The 17,279-nt window shown below is 71.6% G+C and carries 17 protein-coding genes; 5 read left to right on the top strand and 12 right to left on the bottom strand.

Going from position 1 to position 17,279, the window contains the following annotated elements:
• Positions 1-15: 15 nt before the first annotated feature.
• Together ACETWP_RS05770 and ACETWP_RS05765 are read right to left on the bottom strand one after the other, a co-directional pair.
• Complete coding sequence (locus ACETWP_RS05770) at positions 16-1,758, bottom strand: SulP family inorganic anion transporter (RefSeq protein ID WP_373971259.1); 1,743 nt, start codon at positions 1,756-1,758, stop codon at positions 16-18.
• Positions 1,755-2,171 (bottom strand): ArsR/SmtB family transcription factor, encoded by a 417-nt coding sequence (locus ACETWP_RS05765; protein WP_373971258.1) that lies wholly within the window; start codon positions 2,169-2,171, stop codon positions 1,755-1,757. The genes ACETWP_RS05770 and ACETWP_RS05765 overlap by 4 nt, the downstream gene beginning before the upstream one ends.
• Before the next feature lie 117 nt (positions 2,172-2,288).
• Here ACETWP_RS05765 and ACETWP_RS05760 point away from each other — a divergent pair, with 117 nt between their 5' ends.
• The 4 genes from ACETWP_RS05760 to ACETWP_RS05745 all read left to right on the top strand — a co-directional run bounded on the left by ACETWP_RS05760 (position 2,289) and on the right by ACETWP_RS05745 (position 4,610).
• Positions 2,289-2,741 (top strand): FAS1-like dehydratase domain-containing protein, encoded by a 453-nt coding sequence (locus ACETWP_RS05760; protein WP_373971257.1) that lies wholly within the window; start codon positions 2,289-2,291, stop codon positions 2,739-2,741.
• Entirely contained in the window at positions 2,738-3,184 is a 447-nt protein-coding gene (locus tag ACETWP_RS05755) for a MaoC family dehydratase (protein WP_373971256.1), read from the top strand. The genes ACETWP_RS05760 and ACETWP_RS05755 overlap by 4 nt, the downstream gene beginning before the upstream one ends.
• Before the next feature lie 59 nt (positions 3,185-3,243).
• On the top strand, positions 3,244-4,323 hold the full coding sequence (locus ACETWP_RS05750) for a UDP-N-acetylmuramate dehydrogenase (RefSeq protein WP_373971255.1): 1,080 nt from the start codon (positions 3,244-3,246) through the stop codon (positions 4,321-4,323).
• 95 nt (positions 4,324-4,418) lie between these two features.
• Positions 4,419-4,610 (top strand): hypothetical protein, encoded by a 192-nt coding sequence (locus tag ACETWP_RS05745; protein ID WP_373971254.1) that lies wholly within the window; start codon positions 4,419-4,421, stop codon positions 4,608-4,610.
• 27 nt (positions 4,611-4,637) lie between these two features.
• Here ACETWP_RS05745 and asd read toward each other — a convergent pair whose 3' ends face one another.
• From asd to ACETWP_RS05725, 4 genes are all read right to left on the bottom strand, one after another.
• Complete coding sequence (gene asd, locus ACETWP_RS05740) at positions 4,638-5,756, bottom strand: aspartate-semialdehyde dehydrogenase (RefSeq protein WP_373971253.1); 1,119 nt, start codon at positions 5,754-5,756, stop codon at positions 4,638-4,640.
• Between the two features lie 99 nt (positions 5,757-5,855).
• Positions 5,856-6,083 carry an NF038396 family protein gene (locus ACETWP_RS05735; protein WP_373971252.1) on the bottom strand — a complete coding sequence of 76 codons (228 nt, stop codon included), beginning with the start codon at positions 6,081-6,083 and terminating at the stop codon, positions 5,856-5,858.
• Positions 6,080-6,661, bottom strand: coding sequence for a dihydrofolate reductase (locus ACETWP_RS05730; RefSeq protein WP_373971251.1), 582 nt, complete (start codon positions 6,659-6,661; stop codon positions 6,080-6,082). The genes ACETWP_RS05735 and ACETWP_RS05730 overlap by 4 nt, the downstream gene beginning before the upstream one ends.
• Positions 6,658-7,461, bottom strand: coding sequence for a thymidylate synthase (locus tag ACETWP_RS05725; RefSeq protein WP_373971250.1), 804 nt, complete (start codon positions 7,459-7,461; stop codon positions 6,658-6,660). The genes ACETWP_RS05730 and ACETWP_RS05725 overlap by 4 nt, the downstream gene beginning before the upstream one ends.
• Positions 7,462-8,011: 550 nt before the next feature.
• Here ACETWP_RS05725 and ACETWP_RS05720 point away from each other — a divergent pair.
• A complete protein-coding gene (locus ACETWP_RS05720) occupies positions 8,012-10,402 on the top strand; it encodes a bifunctional polysaccharide deacetylase/glycosyltransferase family 2 protein (RefSeq protein WP_373971249.1) in 2,391 nt (796 codons plus the stop codon).
• Positions 10,403-10,613: 211 nt separating this feature from the next.
• Here ACETWP_RS05720 and ACETWP_RS05715 read toward each other — a convergent pair whose 3' ends face one another.
• The 6 genes from ACETWP_RS05715 to ACETWP_RS05690 all read right to left on the bottom strand — a co-directional run bounded on the left by ACETWP_RS05715 (position 10,614) and on the right by ACETWP_RS05690 (position 17,077).
• Positions 10,614-11,684 (bottom strand): chitinase, encoded by a 1,071-nt coding sequence (locus ACETWP_RS05715; RefSeq protein WP_373971248.1) that lies wholly within the window; start codon positions 11,682-11,684, stop codon positions 10,614-10,616.
• 2 nt (positions 11,685-11,686) lie between these two features.
• Positions 11,687-12,016 (bottom strand): GNAT family N-acetyltransferase, encoded by a 330-nt coding sequence (locus ACETWP_RS05710; RefSeq protein WP_373971247.1) that lies wholly within the window; start codon positions 12,014-12,016, stop codon positions 11,687-11,689.
• Positions 12,017-12,046: 30 nt separating this feature from the next.
• Positions 12,047-13,015 (bottom strand): NUDIX hydrolase, encoded by a 969-nt coding sequence (locus ACETWP_RS05705; RefSeq protein ID WP_373971246.1) that lies wholly within the window; start codon positions 13,013-13,015, stop codon positions 12,047-12,049.
• A complete protein-coding gene (locus ACETWP_RS05700; RefSeq protein WP_373971245.1) occupies positions 13,015-15,231 on the bottom strand; it encodes an RNA degradosome polyphosphate kinase in 2,217 nt (738 codons plus the stop codon). Before ACETWP_RS05700 ends, ACETWP_RS05705 begins: the two co-directional genes overlap by 1 nt.
• 105 nt (positions 15,232-15,336) lie before the next feature.
• Positions 15,337-16,320: a mycothiol synthase gene (mshD, locus tag ACETWP_RS05695; protein WP_373971244.1), complete on the bottom strand. Its 984-nt coding sequence runs from the start codon at positions 16,318-16,320 to the stop codon at positions 15,337-15,339.
• A 55-nt stretch (positions 16,321-16,375) separates the two neighbouring features.
• On the bottom strand, positions 16,376-17,077 hold the full coding sequence (locus ACETWP_RS05690) for a winged helix-turn-helix transcriptional regulator (protein WP_373971243.1): 702 nt from the start codon (positions 17,075-17,077) through the stop codon (positions 16,376-16,378).
• Between the last annotated feature and the right edge of the window lie 202 nt (positions 17,078-17,279).

Genomic DNA, 17,279 nt, shown 5'->3' with positions numbered 1-17,279 from the left:
GGGCCGCGTCTGCGCTCAGTCCGTCTCCGCTGGGGCCACGTCCCCGCCGTCTCCGCGGGCCGTCCCGGCGTCCCGCGCAAGAGCCTCCCGCCGGACGTGGTCGCGGGCGTGCTCGACCGCGGGGCCGAGCTCGTCGAAACGGTGCTTGTAGTGCCGCAGCGCCTCGAGGACACCGACGCTGTCCGCCAGCCGCACGTGCTCGGGCCGGATGCCCTTGATCAGCACCGTGATGCGGCGCCGCTCAAGCGCCTCGATGACCTCCGCGAGGGCCTTGGCACCGGTGGCGTCCAGCATCCGCAGGTGGGACAGCCGCAGGATCACCACCTCGACGTCGCGCACCGCCTGGATCTCCTGCAGGATCCGTTCGGCGGCGCCGAAGAACATCGAGCCCTCGAGGCGGAAGAGGGCGATCCGCTCGTCGCCGGCGTGGGGTTCGCCGGGGATCGGTTCCCTGCGCACCCCGGAGAGCTGCGCGACGCTGCGCAGGGCGAAGAACGCCGCCACGAGGAGCCCGATCTGGATGGCCTCGATCAGGTCGAACGCGACGGTGATGACGGCGGTGATGACGAACAGGGCCGCGTCCGCGCGCGAGGAGCGCAGGATCGAGGAGACGGTGTGGCGGGAGACCATGCGGGTGGCGGTGACCATCAGGATGCCGGCGAGAGCGGCCAAGGGGATCCGCGAGACGAGCTGCGCCCCCGCGTAGACCACGGCCAGCAGCAGCGCCGCGTGGACGAGGGAGGCGACCCGGCTGCGCCCCCCGCTGCGGACGTTCACGGCCGTGCGGGCGATCGCGCCGGTCGCCGGCATCCCGCCGAACAGCCCGGCCGCGATGGACGCGAGCCCCTGGCCGGTCAACTCGCGGTCGGGTTGGTAGGGTCCCGTGGTCCTGCCGGTCGGACCCGGCAGTCCCGAGGCGACGCGCGCGGAGAGCAGCGATTCGATCGAGGCCAGCACGGCGATGGCGACGGCGGGGCCGGCGAGGTCGCCCAAGAGGGCGGGGGAGAAGGCCGGTAGCGACGGGGCGGGCAGCGACGAGGGCAGCTCGCCGATGCGCGGCACGTCCAGCCCGAGCAGTTCCGCGGCGACGGTGGCCAGGACGACGGCGATCAGGCTCGCGGGGATCCCGGGGTGAACCCGCGGGGCGAGCACCAGCAGCAGGGCCACGCCCGCGACGATCGCGAGCGTGGTTCCCACCGTCGGCCACGTGGCGGAGGTGACGGCCAGCCAGGCCGCCGCGGCCGTGTTCATGCCCGTCTCGGCCGACGTGCCCGTGGCCAGGGGCACCTGCTGCAGGAAGATGATGGCCCCGATGCCCAGGGTGAACCCCTCGACGACGGGCCAGGGGATGTAGGCCACCGCCCGGCCCAGGCGCAACAGGCCCAGCACCAGGACGATGACACCGGCCATCAGGCTCAGCAGCGCCACGGACGCGGCGCCGTGCGCGGCGACGATCGGCGCCAGCACCACCACCATCGCGCCGGTGGGTCCGGAGACCTGGACGTGCGAGCCGCCCATGACGGCGGCGATGGCGCCGGCGATGACCGCCGTGACGAGCCCGGCCGCCGCGCCGACCCCGGAGGAGACCCCGAACGCCAGGGCCAGCGGAAGCGCGATGATCCCGACCGTGATGCCGGCCAGGATGTCCCCGCGCCAGCTCAGGCGCAACCCGGCGTAGTCCTCCGGCGCGGGCAGGAAGCCCCCAAGGTACGCGGCCGCCCCGGTCCGGCCGGCCGTCCCGCCGGTCCCGCGGCTCACCGCGCATCTCCGGCGCGCTGCTCCGCGGGACCCGGCCCGAGCAGCCGCTCCGCGCGCTGCGCGTCGGCCTCCTCCAAACCGTCCAGCAGGAAGTCGCGGGCGATGCCCAGCAGCGCCGCGACGCCCGGATGGGCCAGCGAGTAGACGACGTTGCTGGCCCGCCGCTCGGAGACCACCACCCCGTGACGGCGCAGGACGCGCAGGTGCTGCGAGAGGTGGCTGGCCTCGATGTTGATGCGCGCGAGGAGGTATGCCACGGTCGCCGAACCGCCGGGGGCGTCGCGGATCAGCTCGAGCGCGCGGATCCGGGCCGGATGCGCCAGGGCCTTGAAAAGGTTCGCCTTGATCTCGTACAGGGGCTCTTGCCCCGGGGCCAGCCGCACGGCCGCCTCGCTCTCCGCCCCGCGGGGCACGATGTGATGATTTCATCATATCGCGCCATCTGCCCGCGTGGCCCCGCTCATGGCTAGGCTGGGGGGAACGGCCCGGCCACCGGCGCCCGAGACCCAACCGTCCACAGCGAGGACCCCATGAGCATCGATCCAGCCCTGCAAGGGCGCACCTATCCGGCGGGCGAGCCGTACGTCGTCGGCCGGGAGAAGATCCGCGAGTTCGCGCGGGCCGTCAAGGCGACCAACCCGGCGCACTTCTCGCCGGAGGCCTCCGCGGAGATGGGCCACGACGACGTCGTCGCGCCGCCCACGTTCGCCGTCATCATCGCCCAGCGCGCGGATGCGCAGCTGATCGCCGACCCGGCGTCGGGCATCGACTTCTCGCGCGTCGTCCACGCCGACCAGCGCTTCACGCACCACCGGCCCATCGTCGCCGGCGACGCCCTGGTGACCGAGCTCCACGTGGATCAGGTCCGCGCCATGGGCGGCGGCGCCATGATCACCACCCGCGCGGAGATCTCGACAGCCGACGGGCAGAAGGTCTCCACGGTCGTCTCCTCGCTCCTGGTGCGCGGGGAGGACCGGCCATGAACGGCATCGACTTCACCCAGCTCGAGGTGGGCCAGCCCATCGGCTCCACGACCGTCCGCGTGAACCGCGCCGATCTGGTCCGCTACGCGGGGGCGAGCGGGGACTTCAACCCGATCCACTGGAACGAGCGGTTCGCCGTCGAGGTGGGCCTTCCGGGGGTCATCGCGCACGGCATGTTCACCATGGGCGCCGCGGTGCAGCTCGTCACCGATTGGATCGGGGACCCCGCCTGCATCGTGGACTACCAGACGCGCTTCACGAAGCCCGTCCTCGTCGAGGACCCGCCCGGGACGAACCCCACGGACCATCCCGGCACGGAGGTCACCGTCGCGGGAACCATCGGCAAGCTCGACGCCGACGCGCGCACCGCGCGCGTCGACCTCGCCGTCGCCGTCGGGGAGCAGAAGGTCCTGGTTAAGGCGCAGGCGCTCGTCCAGTTCTAGCCGGCCACGGCGGGCCGCCCCAGTTCTGGGCCGCCCGCCGGGGCACTAGGCTGGTCAGCGTGACCGAGAAGCTGATTTCGACCTTGACCACCACCGGCGTCGGCGGTCCCGCCGGCCGCTTCGAAGAGGCCGCCACCGAGCGGGAGATCGTCGACGCCGTCCGGGCCGCGGACGCGGCCGGCGAGGATCTCCTGATCGTCGCGGGCGGCTCCAACCTGGTGGTGTCGGACGCGGGCTATGCCGGGACCGTGCTGCGCATCGCGAGCACCGGCGTCGACATCGACGGCACCGATGCCTCCTGCGCCGGCGCGACCGTCCGGGTCCAGGCGGGCCATCCGTGGGACGACGTCGTGGCGACCACGCTCGGGCGCGGACTGGCCGGGCTGGAGGCGCTGTCCGGCATCCCCGGGTCCACCGGCGCCACGCCCGTGCAGAACGTCGGAGCCTACGGCACCGACGTGTCCCGCACGATCTCGCGCGTGCGCACGTGGGACCGCGCCGAGGGGCGCATCCGCACCTTCGCCGCCGCCGACCTGGGCTTCGGGTACCGCGACTCCGTGCTCAAGCGCACCACCGTCAACGGCTCGCCGCGATATGTCGTCCTGTCCGTCGACTTCCAGTTGGAGCCGGGCACGCTCGGGGCGCCCATCGCCTACGCGGAGCTGGCGCGGGCGCTCGACGTGGCGATCGGCGGGCGGGCCCCCGCCGCGCGCGTCCGGGAGGAGGTCCTGCGGCTGCGGGCGGGGAAGGGCATGGTCCTGGACGCGGCCGACCGCGACACCTACAGCACCGGGTCGTTCTTCACGAACCCGGTCGTCGAGCGGTCCGCCGCCGACGCCCTGCCCGGGGACGCCCCCCGGTACCCGGCCGGGGACGGGGACCGGGTGAAGCTGTCGGCGGCCTGGCTGATCGACCACGCCGGCTTCGGCAAGGGCTTCGGGCTGCCCGGCACCCCCGGCGAGCACCTCGCCGGGGGCAGGGCCTCCCTGTCCACCAAGCACACGCTGGCGGTGACCAACCGCGGCGGCGCCGGCGCGGACGACATCCTCGCCGTGGCTCGGGCGGTCCGGGACGGCGTCGCGGAGCGCTTCGGCATCGTCCTCCACAACGAGCCGCTCCTCATCGACTGCGCGCTCTAGCCGCGGCGTCCCGGGCGCGCTTGCCGCCGGCCGGCCGCCCGCCCGGCCCGCAGGTCACCGTGGACTTTCCCGCGGGTCGGGCGCAACATGGGTGCATGGAACACAGCACGAGTCTGGAACACGCACTGGATCTGGCCGAGGCGAACCTCAAGGAAGCCAAGCGGCTGCTGGACCACGGCACGAAGGCGCGCGCGGCGGGGGACATCGACGACGCCCGCCTGGACCAGTTGCAGCGCCTGTACGACGTCGCGGCCCATGACGTGGCGCGGGCCAAGCGGGAGAGCTAGGGCCGAACCGCGCCGCCAGCCGGACGGCTAGAGCCTGCCGAGGGCGATCAGAAGCATGCGGCGCAGCGGCTCGGCGGCGCCCCAGAGCAGCTGGTCGCCGACCGTGAATGCCGAGATGTACCGCGGGCCCATCTCCAGCTTGCGGATGCGACCGACCGGGATGTCCAGCGTTCCCGAGGCCGCGACCGGGGTCAGCGCCTTGACCGTGGCGTCCTTGGTGTTCGGCACGACGCTGGCCCACTCGTTGTCGGCGTCGAGGAGCCGCTCGATCTCCTCGACCGGGAGGTCCTCCCGGAGCTTGAGCGTCAGGGCCTGGGAGTGCGAGCGCATGGCGCCGACCCGGACGCACAGCCCGTCGACGACCACGCGGTCCTCGGCCGACAGGCCCAGGATCTTGTTGGTCTCGACCCCGGCCTTCCATTCCTCCTTGGACTGGCCGTTGCCGAGGTCGGCGTCGATCCAGGGGATGAGCGAGCCGGCCAGCGGGACGCCGAACTGCGTCGCGTCGAGTCCTCCGCGCTGGGCCTGGAGCACCTTGCGGTCGATCTCCAGGATCGCGGACGCCGGGTCGGCCAACTCGCCGGAGACGGCGGCGTTGATGTCGCCGAACTGCGTGAGCAGCTCGCGCATGTGCCGGGCGCCGCCGCCGGAGGCCGCCTGGTAGGTCATGGAGGTGCTCCACTCGACCAGACCGTTCCGGAAGAGGCCGCCCAGGCCCATGAGCATGCAGGAGACTGTGCAGTTGCCGCCGACGAAGTCGCGCGTCCCGCCGGCGAGCGCGCCGTCGATGACGTTCCGGTTGACCGGATCCAGCACGATCACGGAGTCGTCGTTCATCCGCAGGGTGGACGCGGCGTCGATCCACAACCCGTCCCAGCCCCGCGCCCTCAGCCGCGGGTGGACGTCCGCCGTGTAGTCGCCGCCCTGTGCGGTGACGATGATCGGCAGCTTGGCGAGCTCGTCGACGTCGTACGCGTCCTTGAGCGCGCCGGCGCCCTCCGCGAACGCCGGAGCGGCGCCGCCGGCCTGCGAGGTGGAGAAGAAGACGGGGTCCAGGCCGGCGAAGTCGCCTTCCTCCTGCATGCGTTGCATCAGGACGGAGCCGACCATGCCGCGGTAACCAACGAAGCCTACTGAGGAAGTCATAGGCCCATCGTAGGACGAGCGGGCGCGCGGGGGCAGTCCGTTACGCCCAGCGTGAAGCCCCGTCCGCGCGGCCCGCGAGGACCCGCGGACGCGGCGCGCCTACTGGGCGTCGAGGATCCGGCGGCGCCGGCCGATCGCCCAGAACGCACCGAAGGCCAGGGCCTGTGTCACCGTGAACAGCACCACCAGGCCGCCGATGGTCTGTCCGGTGACGATCATCCACAGGCCCAGGGCGGCCGAGATCAGCGCGAGCAGCGGGAAGAGCATGTAGCCGAGCGCGAAGAGCGGCTCGGGGGTGTTGGCCAGGGTCCTGAAGGCTTCCTTCACGGGGTTTTCTCCCAAAGTTCGTGGCGGTATTCGAGGCCGGTCGCGGAGACGAGCCAGCCGGCGTCGGGCTCGAGGAGCGTGCGGCGCCACCGGTCGCCGAGCTGCGGGGCGCGGGTGTCGCCGTCGGCCTCGAGGTTGATGACGGTGACGACGGCGGTGTCCGCGCGCGGTTCGTAGGCGGCGTAGATCTCGCCGCCTCCCACGATCCAGATCTCCTCCGACCCCTCGGCGCCGCGGGCGGCCTCCAGGGCCTCACCGAGCGTGCCGACGGCGAGGGCGCCCGCCTCCCGGACCTCCGCGGCAGTCGCCGCGTGGGAGGTCAGAACGATGTTGGTGCGTCCGGCGAACGGGCGGAAGCGCGCGGGGATCGACTCCCAGGTGCGCCGTCCCATGATCACCGGGTGACCGGTCGTGGTGCGCACGAAGTGGGCCATGTCCTCCGGAAGGCGCCACGGCATGCCGCCAGCGGCGCCGATGACCCCCTCCGCCGTCTGCGCCCAGATCATGCCGATCCGGGAGGGGCGTCCCCCGGCCGCCCTGTCCGCGTCCGCGCCGATCGCCGCGTGGCCGCCGCTCATACGGCGATCGGTGCCTTGATCGTGGGGTGGTGGCGGTAGCCGACCACCTCGAAATCGTCCAGGGTGTAGTCGAAGATGCTCTCCGGGGTGCGGAGGATCCGCAGCTGCGGCGACTCGTACGGCTCGCGTGAGAGCTGCTCCCGGACCTGCGCGAGGTGGTTGTCGTAGATGTGCACGTCGCCGCCGGTCCAGACGAACTCGCCGACCGCCAGGCCCGTCTGCCGGGCGACCATGTGGGTGAGCAGCGCGTACGAGGCGATGTTGAACGGCACGCCCAGGAAGGTGTCCGCGCTGCGCTGGTAGAGCTGGCACGACAGCCGGCCGTCGGCCACGTAGAACTGGAAGAACGCGTGGCACGGCGGGAGCGCCATGTTGTGCAGCTCGGAGACGTTCCACGCGGAGACGATGTGCCGGCGGGAGTCCGGGTTGGACCGGATGGACTCGACGACCTTCGCGATCTGGTCGATGTGCCCGCCGTCGGGCGTCGGCCAGGATCGCCACTGCACGCCGTAGACGGGACCCAGCTCGCCGTCGGCGTCCGCCCACTCGTCCCAGATCGTCACGCCCTGCTCCCGCATCCAGCGCACGTTCGAGTCGCCGCGCAGGAACCAGAGGAGCTCGACGGCCACCGACTTGAAGTGGACGCGTTTCGTGGTGATCAGCGGGAAGGATTTGGACAGGTCGAAGCGCAGTTGTCGTCCGAAGACGCTGCGCGTGCCCGTTCCGGTGCGGTCGCCCTTCGCGGTGCCGTGCGCCAGCACGTCGCGGAGCAGGTCCTCATAGGGGGTCGCGATAGTCACGCGTCCAGTCTAGCCACCGCCGCGCCGCGGGGACCGGGCGGCGGCACCGGAGGTGGGGCGGCGCGCGGGTCGACGCGCCGGGCCAGCGGGGCATGATACGGAGGTCGCCGTCGGAATCGCGAATCCCCTCGGCAAAATGCGTCATATAGCGGATTGACCGAGCCACATGTACGGTGTGATGCGTTTCACAGCTGACGCACAGCACCTCGCGCGCCCGAAACCCTCCGGAGAGCCCGCCGCGACGTTCCGATCTCGCTCATAAGGCCCCTGACAAGGGACAAGAGGATCCAAGTCCGGCCGAGAGCTCGCCAGCGAGGCCGCGGGGGTCGTCGGCGTCGCGAAACCCTTCTTTCACACGCACCACAGGTTGCCCAGTGGCATGTCAAAGTCTTGTCGACCTCAGGAACCGGCCGTTGACCAGTGTCGGGGTGTGCTCCCTACGATGAAGTATCGGGTGTCCCGAGCAAGCTTGGGGCGAAATCGGACATCCGCGGGTAAGCCGCCAGATCGCGGTGCGCCGGCAGTGACGGAACTTGGGGGACGGTGCAACATGGGGATTTTGATCGGCAATGGGGACCTTTCGTACGGTCGGCGGGCGGGCCGCGTGGGCCGCCGGTTCGTCGGCGGCGGGGCGCACGCCCAGGCGGCCGCCCCGGCGCCGAGCGTGCCGGTGTTCTTCGATCCCACGGGCAAGCGCTGGCGGCGCGTGCTGGCCGGCATCGTGCTGTGCCTGGCCACGCTCACCGGCACCGTGGCGTGGGTGGTTCCGCAGGCGCTGAGCCCCACGTGGGAGCAGCCGCTGAACCAGGAACTGGGTTACCCGGCGGAACTCCTCGCGAGCGGCGACGTGTACAACATCCCGCTGCTGGGGACCGACACCGGCTTCGCCTTCGCGCGGATGGCCCTGGTCAAGCGCGAGAACGGCGCGGTGTTCCTCGCCGACCCCTTCAGCGACGAGGTCTTCCGCACCGTCACCGACGAGGAAGCCGAGCTCATCGGCGACAGCCCCTACGCCATGGAGCGCTTCGGCACGCCGGCGGACGGGCAGCTGATGATCACGTTCGACGACGGACCCGACGCGACCTTCACGCCGGAGATCCTCGATGTCCTATCGGCCGAGGGCGTCCCGGCGACATTCTTCGACATCGGCACCAACGTCGTGAAGAACCCCGACGTGTTCGAGCGGGTTATCCGCGAGGGCCACATGGTCGGCAACCACACCATGACGCACTTCACCGGCTGGGACGACGAGGGCGCGCAGCAGCGCGAGGAGCTGGTCGGAACCGACCGCACCATGCGCGCCGTCGGCTCCTACGCCAGCCGGCTCTTCCGCCTGCCGGAGGGCGATCCGGAGAACAACGCGCTGGGACTGCTGCAGGCGCAGCAGCTCGGCTATATCCATGTCGACATGGACCTGGACACCCTGGACTGGTCCTACGCGCCGGGCGAGGAGATCGTCCTGCCCGAGCTGGACGGCAAGGGCCACATCGTCCTCATGCACGACGGCGGCGGCGACCGGTCGGGAACGGTCGAGATGCTGAAGGGCCTGATCGCGGACGCGAAGGCCAAGGGCTACCAGTTCTCCACCGTCGCGCCCCTGCTCCCCGAGGAGTACATGCCGCAGCACGACGCGCAGGGTACCTGGGTGGACGACGTCACCGCCGGCGCCCTCGCGTCCGTGGTGGTCGCCCCGGACGTCGTCATCACCTGGCTGTTCTGGTTCGGCACGGGATCGCTGGCCATCATGACCCTCCTCTACATCGTGCTGGCGCTCATGAACAACCACCGGCAGCGGCGCCGCACGTGGACGGAACCCGACGAGGACAAGCTGCCGCTCGTCAGCGTGGTCCTGCCCGTCTTCAACGAGGAACCGGTGATCCGGCGGACCCTCGATGCGCTGAAGTCCAGCGACTACCCCTCCTTCGAGGTGGTCGCGATCGACGACGGTTCCACGGACAGCACGCTGCGGATCCTGCGCGACTACGCCCGGGAGTGGCCGCAGCTGCGCGTCCTGACCCAGCTCAACGCCGGCAAGTCGGTGGCCAGCAACCTGGGCATCGGCGCGGCCCGCGGGGAGATCGTGGTCACGCTCGACGGCGACACGATCTTCGAGCCGCACACCATCCGCGTCCTCGCACGCCACTTCTACCAGGAGAACGACGGCGGCAAGCCCGTTGGCGCCGTCGCCGGCCACGTCAAGGTCGGCAACCGCAAGAACGTGCTGACCGCCTGGCAGAGCCTGGAGTACATCTCCGGCATCGTCGTGACGCGGATGGCGGAGGGCCTGGTCGGGGCCATCTCGATCTGTCCCGGAGCCTGCGCCGCGTGGCGGCGCGAGGCGCTCGTCCGGGTCGGCGGCTACTCGCACGACACCATGGCCGAGGACGCGGACCTGACGCTGTCGATCCAGAAGATGGGCTACTCGATCGTCCAGGAGAACGAGGCCGTGGCGTGGACCGAGGCGCCCATGACGATGTCGGGGCTGGCCAAGCAGCGGCTGCGCTGGACCTACGGGAACCTGCAGGCCCTGCGGAAGCACGCCGGGATGATCTTCCGCCCGAAGTACGGGGCGCTGGGCATGGTCGCGCTGCCACACACGCTGCTCTCGACCGCCGTCCCCCTGGTCTTCCTGCCGCTGACCATCGTCATGGCCGGCGCCAGCCTGATGGCCGGCAGCTGGCAGAACATCGCGCTGTTCGCGCTCTTCGTGGCGCTGACCCACGCCATCATGTGCGCCATCGCGATCTACATGGTGCGTGAGAGCCCCCGCCACCTGCTGATGGTGCCGCTCTATCGGGTCATCTACGAGCCGTTGCGCGCCTACCTGCTCTACGCCTCGGTCATCCAGGCGCTGAAGGGCAAGGCGGTGGGCTGGTACAAGCCGGAGCGCACCAACACCGTGTTCAGCGGCGCGGGCGAACCCGAGCCCGAGTCCGCCTGATCGGCCGGCGCCGTCGGCCGAGGCCGGCCCCGTCCGGGTCCACCGGGCGGGGCCGGCCTTTGTCGCGGTCCGGCATGCGGGATAGCGCCGCCGACCGCGATCCCTCAAGCGGGATAGCGGCGCCGACCGCGATCCCTCAAGCGGGTTAGCGCCGCCGACCGCGATCCCTCAAGCGGGATAGCGGCGCCGACCGCGGTCCGGCGCCGGACCGTCAGCCGCCGAAGCCCTCGCCCAGGACACGAGCGAATTCGCCGGTCTGCTGTTCCGTGCCGCTGCAGGTTCCCACCGCGCCCTCGTCGGCGGCGATCTCCGGGCCGCACGGTCGGTCGCGGTTGACCGACCAGTAGGACATCCGGCCGATGCCCCGTTCGCGGGCGAAGGCGTTGAGCGCCTCCGCGTCGGCCACGGTCAGCAGCTCCCCGTCCACGTCGTTCACGCCGAGCATCGGGGTCAGCCCCATGCGGTTCCACACCAGTTCGTCGGAAAGCGCCTGACCGGCGTCGGCATAGGCGTCGCGGAGCTGCGCGTGCGCCGCGCCGGCCGCCGCGGTGGAGACGTCGAGCATCGAGCGCTCCTGGGGCGTGCCGTCCCCGTAGTTCATGGTCATGATGTTGACCCCGTCCAGCTCCACGCCCGCATCGAGCATGCCGGAGATCAGGGAGAGCGACTGCTCGCCGAGCCCGGTCGACCCCACCGGCAGCGTCAGCCAGACGCCGAGGGGGTCCTCGGCCGGGCGCTCGGCCTGGAGCTCGGCGACGACCGAGGCGCGCCGGAGGTTGGCCTCCGAGTCCTCGAGGTCGTTCAGCTCGACGTCGAGGTCCAGGACGTCCAGGTCGTAGCGGTCGATCACCCCGCGGTAGGCCGTGGCCAGCGCCGCCGGGTCCGTGCAGGCCGTGGCGAGCTCGTCCTCGGCCGCGCCCCCGAAGGAGACGAGCACCTCGCCGCCGCTCCGCCGGATGTCCGCGACCTGTGTCTCGAGCCCCAGGTCGGCGGCCGCCTGGTCCAGCGTGAAGTATCCGCCCCACGACGGCGAGCAGGCGTCCTCGGGGTCGGCCACGATGAAGCCCAGCACTGTCGTCGCGTCCGCGGCGGAGGCGCCGGCGAACTCGAAGTACGGATACGCGGTCGCCTCGACGTAGCCGCCGAACCACGGGGTGTTGGCGGCGGGCGGGGCGTCCCCGGCCGGGGCGCAGGAGACGAGCAGGCCGGCCGCCACCGCGGGAAGCAGGAGCCGCGCGAGGCGGCCCGGGCGTCCGGGACGTCGTTCCGCGGTGTTCCGCATGCTCAGCCGGCCACCATGTCGCGGTACTCGGGGTAGCGGCGCAGGTAGTCCTGGACGTACGTGCACTCGGGGACGATCTTCCGTCCGGCGTCCCGCAGCTCGTCGAGGACCATCGTCACCAGCGCCCGCGCGTAGCCGCGGCGACCGTAGGCCTCGTTGATGATGGTGTGCTGCAGCGTGATGACGCCGTCCTCGCCGACGGAGTAGCCGACGAAGCCGATGTACGTTCCCTGGTGCCAGAGCGCGTACCGGCACCGGTCGGCGTCGTGTTCGACGACCAGCCCCGTGTGGACGATCTTCTCGGGCTGCCGGGCCGGGGTGTGGTGTCTCATCGCGTGCTCCTCGGGTTGCGCTGCATGGGTCTAGTCCTCGAACGTCTCGTAGATCTCGACGGACAGGAGCTTGCCGGGCTTGGCGGCGCTCTGCTGGAGGACGAGCACCGAGCCGGGGCGCAGGTACGGGTCCTCGGCCGGCAGGAATCCGGCGGCCTTCCGCGGCAGCCGCTCGTCCATGACGGCGAGCACGCTCGGCAGCACGGGGCGGTGCGTGCACACGGCCAGCGCCACCTGCTTGTCCAGCAACTTTTCGATGGTACGGCGCGCCTTGCCCGGCCGGCGGTGGTGCTCGTCCTCGGTGATGGCGCCGACGAACTTCACGGCGGCGCCGCTGCGCTGCAGGTAGGGGGTGACGGTCTGCACGCACCGGGTCCACGGGCTCGTCGCCACCTTCGAGGGCCGCCAGGAGTCCAGGAGGTTGGACACGGACTGGGCCTGCCGCTTGCCCGTGGCGGCCAGGGGGCGCTTGCCCTCCTCCTTGGTCCAGCTCGAGCGCGGCTTGGCCTTGGCGTGCCGCACCACGATGAACGGCAGCGTCTCCAGCCGGTCCGCCTCGTACGCGGCGACCAGCGCCTCCAGCGGGACGGTGTCCGAGGGGTTGGTGAGCGTCCGGCGCGCCTGTTCCGGGGTGACCCACCGGACCGCATCGACCTCCTTGCCGTCCGGCACCGCCTTGATCCCGCCGACGTGGGCGGCCCAGTAGTAGACCACCTTCGCGCCGGAGGTCACCGGGTACCTGATGGCGGGCAGCGGGAGCCCCAGCGAGGCCTCGAGCCCGACCTCCTCGCGGACCTCGCGCACGGCGCACTCCGGGAGGGTCTCGCCGGGGTCGATCTTGCCCTTGGGCCAGGACCAGTCGTCGTAGCGCTCGCGGTGGATGAGGAGGAGCTGCAGCCCGCCCCCGTTGACGCGCCAGGGCAGCGCCCCGGCCGCGACGACGGCCGCGGGCTCGGTGACCGCCTCTGGGTCGTCGCTGGACCGCACGGCAAGCGTCATCAGCGGCGGACCGCGCCGCGCTGCCGCCTGCGGGAGTCCAGGAGCCAGCTCTGGATGTCCGCCAGCGGCTCGCCGTCCGCGCCCGTGTTGTGGCGGGTCCAGATACCGTCGCTGTCCAGGTGCCAGCTCGCGGTGCCCGCGTCCATGTAGCGGTCCATCAGGGAGGCCATGTCGCTGATGTCCTCGCGGTTGGACAGCCGGACCAGCGCCTCGACCCGGCGGTCGAGGTTGCGGTGCATCATGTCGGCGGAGCCGATGAACACGACGGGGCTGCCCGCGTTGGCGAAGAGGAAGACCCGCGAGTGCTCCAGGAAGCGCCCGAGCACCGAGCGCACGCGGATGTTCTCGCTTAGACCCGGGACCCCGGGGCGCAGGGCGCAGATGCCGCGGACGATCACGTCCACCGAGACCCCGGCCTGCGAGGCGCGGTACAGCGCGTCGATCACGGCCTCGTCGACGATCGAGTTGACCTTGACGACGACGCGCGCGTCCAGGCCGGCCCGCCGGTTCGCGATCTCCTGCTCGATCCTGTCGATCAGGCCGGAGCGCAGGGAACGCGGCGCGACCAGCAGGCGCTTGAACGTGGAGCGCGGCGCGTAGCCGGAGAGCTGGTTGAACAGCCGCGAGAGGTCCTCGCCGACCTGGTCGTCCGTGGTGAGCAGCCCGAAGTCCTCGTAGTACCGGGCCGTGCGCGGGTGGTAGTTGCCGGTGCCGATGTGGCAGTAGCGCCGCAGCCGGTCGCCCTCGCGCCGGATGACCAGGGAGAGCTTGCTGTGCGTCTTGAGCCCGACGATGCCGTACACCACGTGCACGCCCGCCTGCTCCAGCTTGCGCGCCCAGGAGATGTTGGCCTGCTCGTCGAAGCGCGCCTTGATCTCCACCAGCGCGAGGACCTGCTTGCCGGCCTCGGCGGCGTCGATGAGCGCGTCGACGATCGGGGAGTCGCCGGAGGTGCGGTAGAGCGTCTGCTTGATCGCCTGCACCTTGGGGTCCGACGCCGCCTGCTCCAGGAACGCCTGGACCGAGGTCGAGAACGAGTCGTAGGGGTGGTGCAGCAGGATGTCGCGGCGGCGCATGGCGGCGAAGACGTTGGCCGCCTTGGAGGTCTCCGACTCGTTGAGGAAGCGGCTCGTGTGCGCCACCTGGGTCGGGTAGTGCAGGTCCGGGCGGTCGATCGCCGAAATGGCGCCGAGGCCGCGCAGGTCCAGCGGGGCGGGGAGGGCGAAGACCTCGTCCTCCTCGACGCCGAGCTCGCGCACCAGCAGGGCACGGACGGCCGGGTTGATGTCGCTGGCGACCTCGAGCCGTACGGGCGGGCCGAAGCGGCGGCGCAGGAGCTCCTTCTCGAGAGCCTGCAGGAGGTTCTCGGCGTCGTCCTCCTCGACCTCGAGGTCCTCGTTGCGGGTCACGCGGAAGGTGTGGTGCTCCACGACCTCCATGCCGGGGAAGAGATGCTCGAGGTGCTGGGCGATGACCTCCTCGAGGGTGATAAACCGGGCCACGCGCCCGGCGGAGTTGCCCGCGCGGGGCCCGTCCACGGAGACCAGCCGCGGCAGCATGTCCGGCACCTTGAGGCGGGCGAAGAGCTCCTTGCCGCTGACGGGGTTGCGCACGATCACGGCGAGGTTGAGCGACAGGCCGGAGATGTACGGGAACGGGTGGGCCGGGTCCACGGCGAGCGGGGTGAGGACCGGGAAGACCTGGTCGATGAACCAGCGGTACAGCTCGTCCTGCGACCGGTCGTCCAAATCCGACCAGCGGGTCATGAGGATCTGCTCGTGGGCGAGCGCGGGCCGCAGCTGCTCGGCGAAGACGTGCGCGTGGCGCACCTGCAGCTGGCGGGCCGACTCCAGGATGTGCTCGAGCTGGTCGATCGGGCTGACGCCGGCGGCGGACGGGACGGCCAGGCCGGTGGCGATGCGGCGCTTGAGGCCCGCGACGCGGACCATGAAGAACTCGTCGAGGTTGGAGGCGAAGATGGACAGGAAGTTGACCCGCTCCAGCAGGTGCAGGTCCTCGTCCTCGGCGAGCTCGAGCACGCGCGCGTTGAAGTGCAGCCAGCTGATCTCGCGGTCCAGGAAACGGTCCAGGGTGAAGTCGCCGGAGGGGCCGAGGGCGGGCTCGAACTCGGGCAGCTCGATCCGGTCCTGCGTGGCCCGCGCCGAGGGCATGTCGCTGTCGCCGAAGGTCGAGGCGGCTACGGTGGGCGTGTCCATCGGTGGTGTCCTTTGCGTCGCGGTCGGCAGGAGGGGCGGGAAGCGCGGCCGCGGCGGTGCGGAATCGCGCGACCGTGCGTCGGGTCTCACTTTACCCGCCGGCGGTCAGCCCGCGGCGGCCCCGGCCGCGTACATGACGTCCACGTCCCAGCGCGTGAAGCCGAGCTCGCGGTAGAGCCGCACGGCCGCCGTGTTGTCCGCGTCCACGTACAGCATCACGGCCTCCAACCCCAGCGACCGCAGGTGGGCGATGCCGGCCAGCGTGAGGGCCCGGCCGAGTCCCGTCCCGCGCGCCTCCGGGACCACCCCGACGACGTACACCTCGCCCAGCGCGTGGTGCTCGCCCGTGGTCCGGCTGGCCACGGCCGGGTGCACCTTGGTCCAGTGGAAGCCGAGGATCCGGTCCCGCGCATCGACCGCGAGCAGGAAGCCGGTCGGGTCGAACCAGTCCTCGCGCATCCGCGCGTCCAGGTCGGCGCGGGTCATCGCGCCCTGTTCGGCGTGCCCGGCGAAGGCCTCCGCGTTCGCCGCCAGCCAGGCGTCCTCGTCCACGCCGGGGACGAAGGCCCTGATCGAGACGCCCTCGGGCAGCGCGGAGGCCGGCACCTCCCCGGTGTGGACCAGCCGCATCCGCCACAGCTCGCGGACGGGCGCGAAGCCGTGGCGCTCGGCCAGGCGCGCGGCGGCGTCGTGGTTGCCGTGGGACCAGGCGTTGAGGCGTTGTAGGTCGGTCTGCGCGCCGAGGACGCCCAGCAGCGCCGTGCCGATGCCGTCGTTGCGGTAGTCCGGGTGGACGACGAGCTCCAGCGTCCCGGTGCCGCCCGCGGAGCGCGGCTGCACGGCCACGCCCACCCCGACGAGCTCGCCGGACTCCCGGCCCTCGCCCTCGGACAGGTAGGCGTAGGCGCCGAGCACGGCGTCCGGGTCGTCGCCGGTCCCGAGCTCCACCAGGGTCTGCTCGCTCAGCGGCGGGTTGCCGTCGGAGTCCTCGGCGTCGGCGGCCAACGCCCGCACGCGCCGCATCACGTCGTCCTCGGGCACGCCCTTGACGGTCTCGATCATCCAGTCGGGGTTCTCGGGTGCGCTCATGCAACCAACATAGCGCCGGGGCGCTGACTTGGGGAGCCGGGACCGGCGGCGGACCCTAGGCCTGGACGGTCTCGTCGGCGTCGCTCGGGGATCGGGTGCTCGTGAAGCGGTAGCCGACGTTGCGCACAGTGCCGATGAGCTGCTCGTGGTCGGCGCCGAGCTTGGCCCGCAGCCGCCGCACGTGGACGTCCACCGTGCGGGTGCCCCCGTAGTAGTCGTAGCCCCAGACCTCGTGGAGCAGCTGGTCGCGCGTGAACACGCGTCCCGGGTGCTGGGCCAGGTACTTCAGGAGCTCGAACTCCTTGTAGGTGAGGTTCAGTGGCTCGCCGTGCACCTTGGCCGTGTAGCTGGCCTCGTCGATGACGACGCCGGCGGCGCGGATCTCCGTCGAGTCCACCCCGGCGTCGGCCGGCCGGGACGTCGCGAGGCGCAGCCGCGCCTCGACCTCGGCGGGGCCCGCGCTCTCCAGCACGACGTCGTCCGCCTGCCACAGCGCGGAGACAGCGGCCATCCCGCCCTCGGTGAGGATCAGGATAATGGGCGCCGACAGGCCGGTGGTGCGCAGGAGCTGGCAGAGCGAGCGGGAGCCGGAGAGGTCGCGTCGGGCGTCGACCATCACGACGTCGGCCTTGTCCACGTCGAGCAGCGCGGTGGCGGCGGCCGGGAAGATGCGGACCTCGTGCGCGAGGAGCTCGAGCGCGGGGAGCACCTCGATCGACGGACCCGACGCGTTGGTCAGGAGAATGATGCTGGCCATTGCGGGCCTCCTCAATGCCTGTGGAACCGAGCACGCCATTGGGTCCGGGGATTGGACCAGTATAAAACGCGGGCCCCGCGCAGCGGCATGTTCCGCGTCACGAAAAGGAAACACGGAGGGTCGGGCGCCGGTGACCTCGGTGAAACGGCGGGCCGCGCTCCCGCGTTACACGGGGGAAACCGGGACTTACACGCGGGAAACC

The organism is Arthrobacter halodurans (genome assembly GCF_041877255.1).
Lineage (GTDB): Bacteria > Actinomycetota > Actinomycetes > Actinomycetales > Micrococcaceae > Arthrobacter_N > Arthrobacter_N halodurans.
This window is presented reverse-complemented; position numbering and strand designations above follow the sequence as displayed.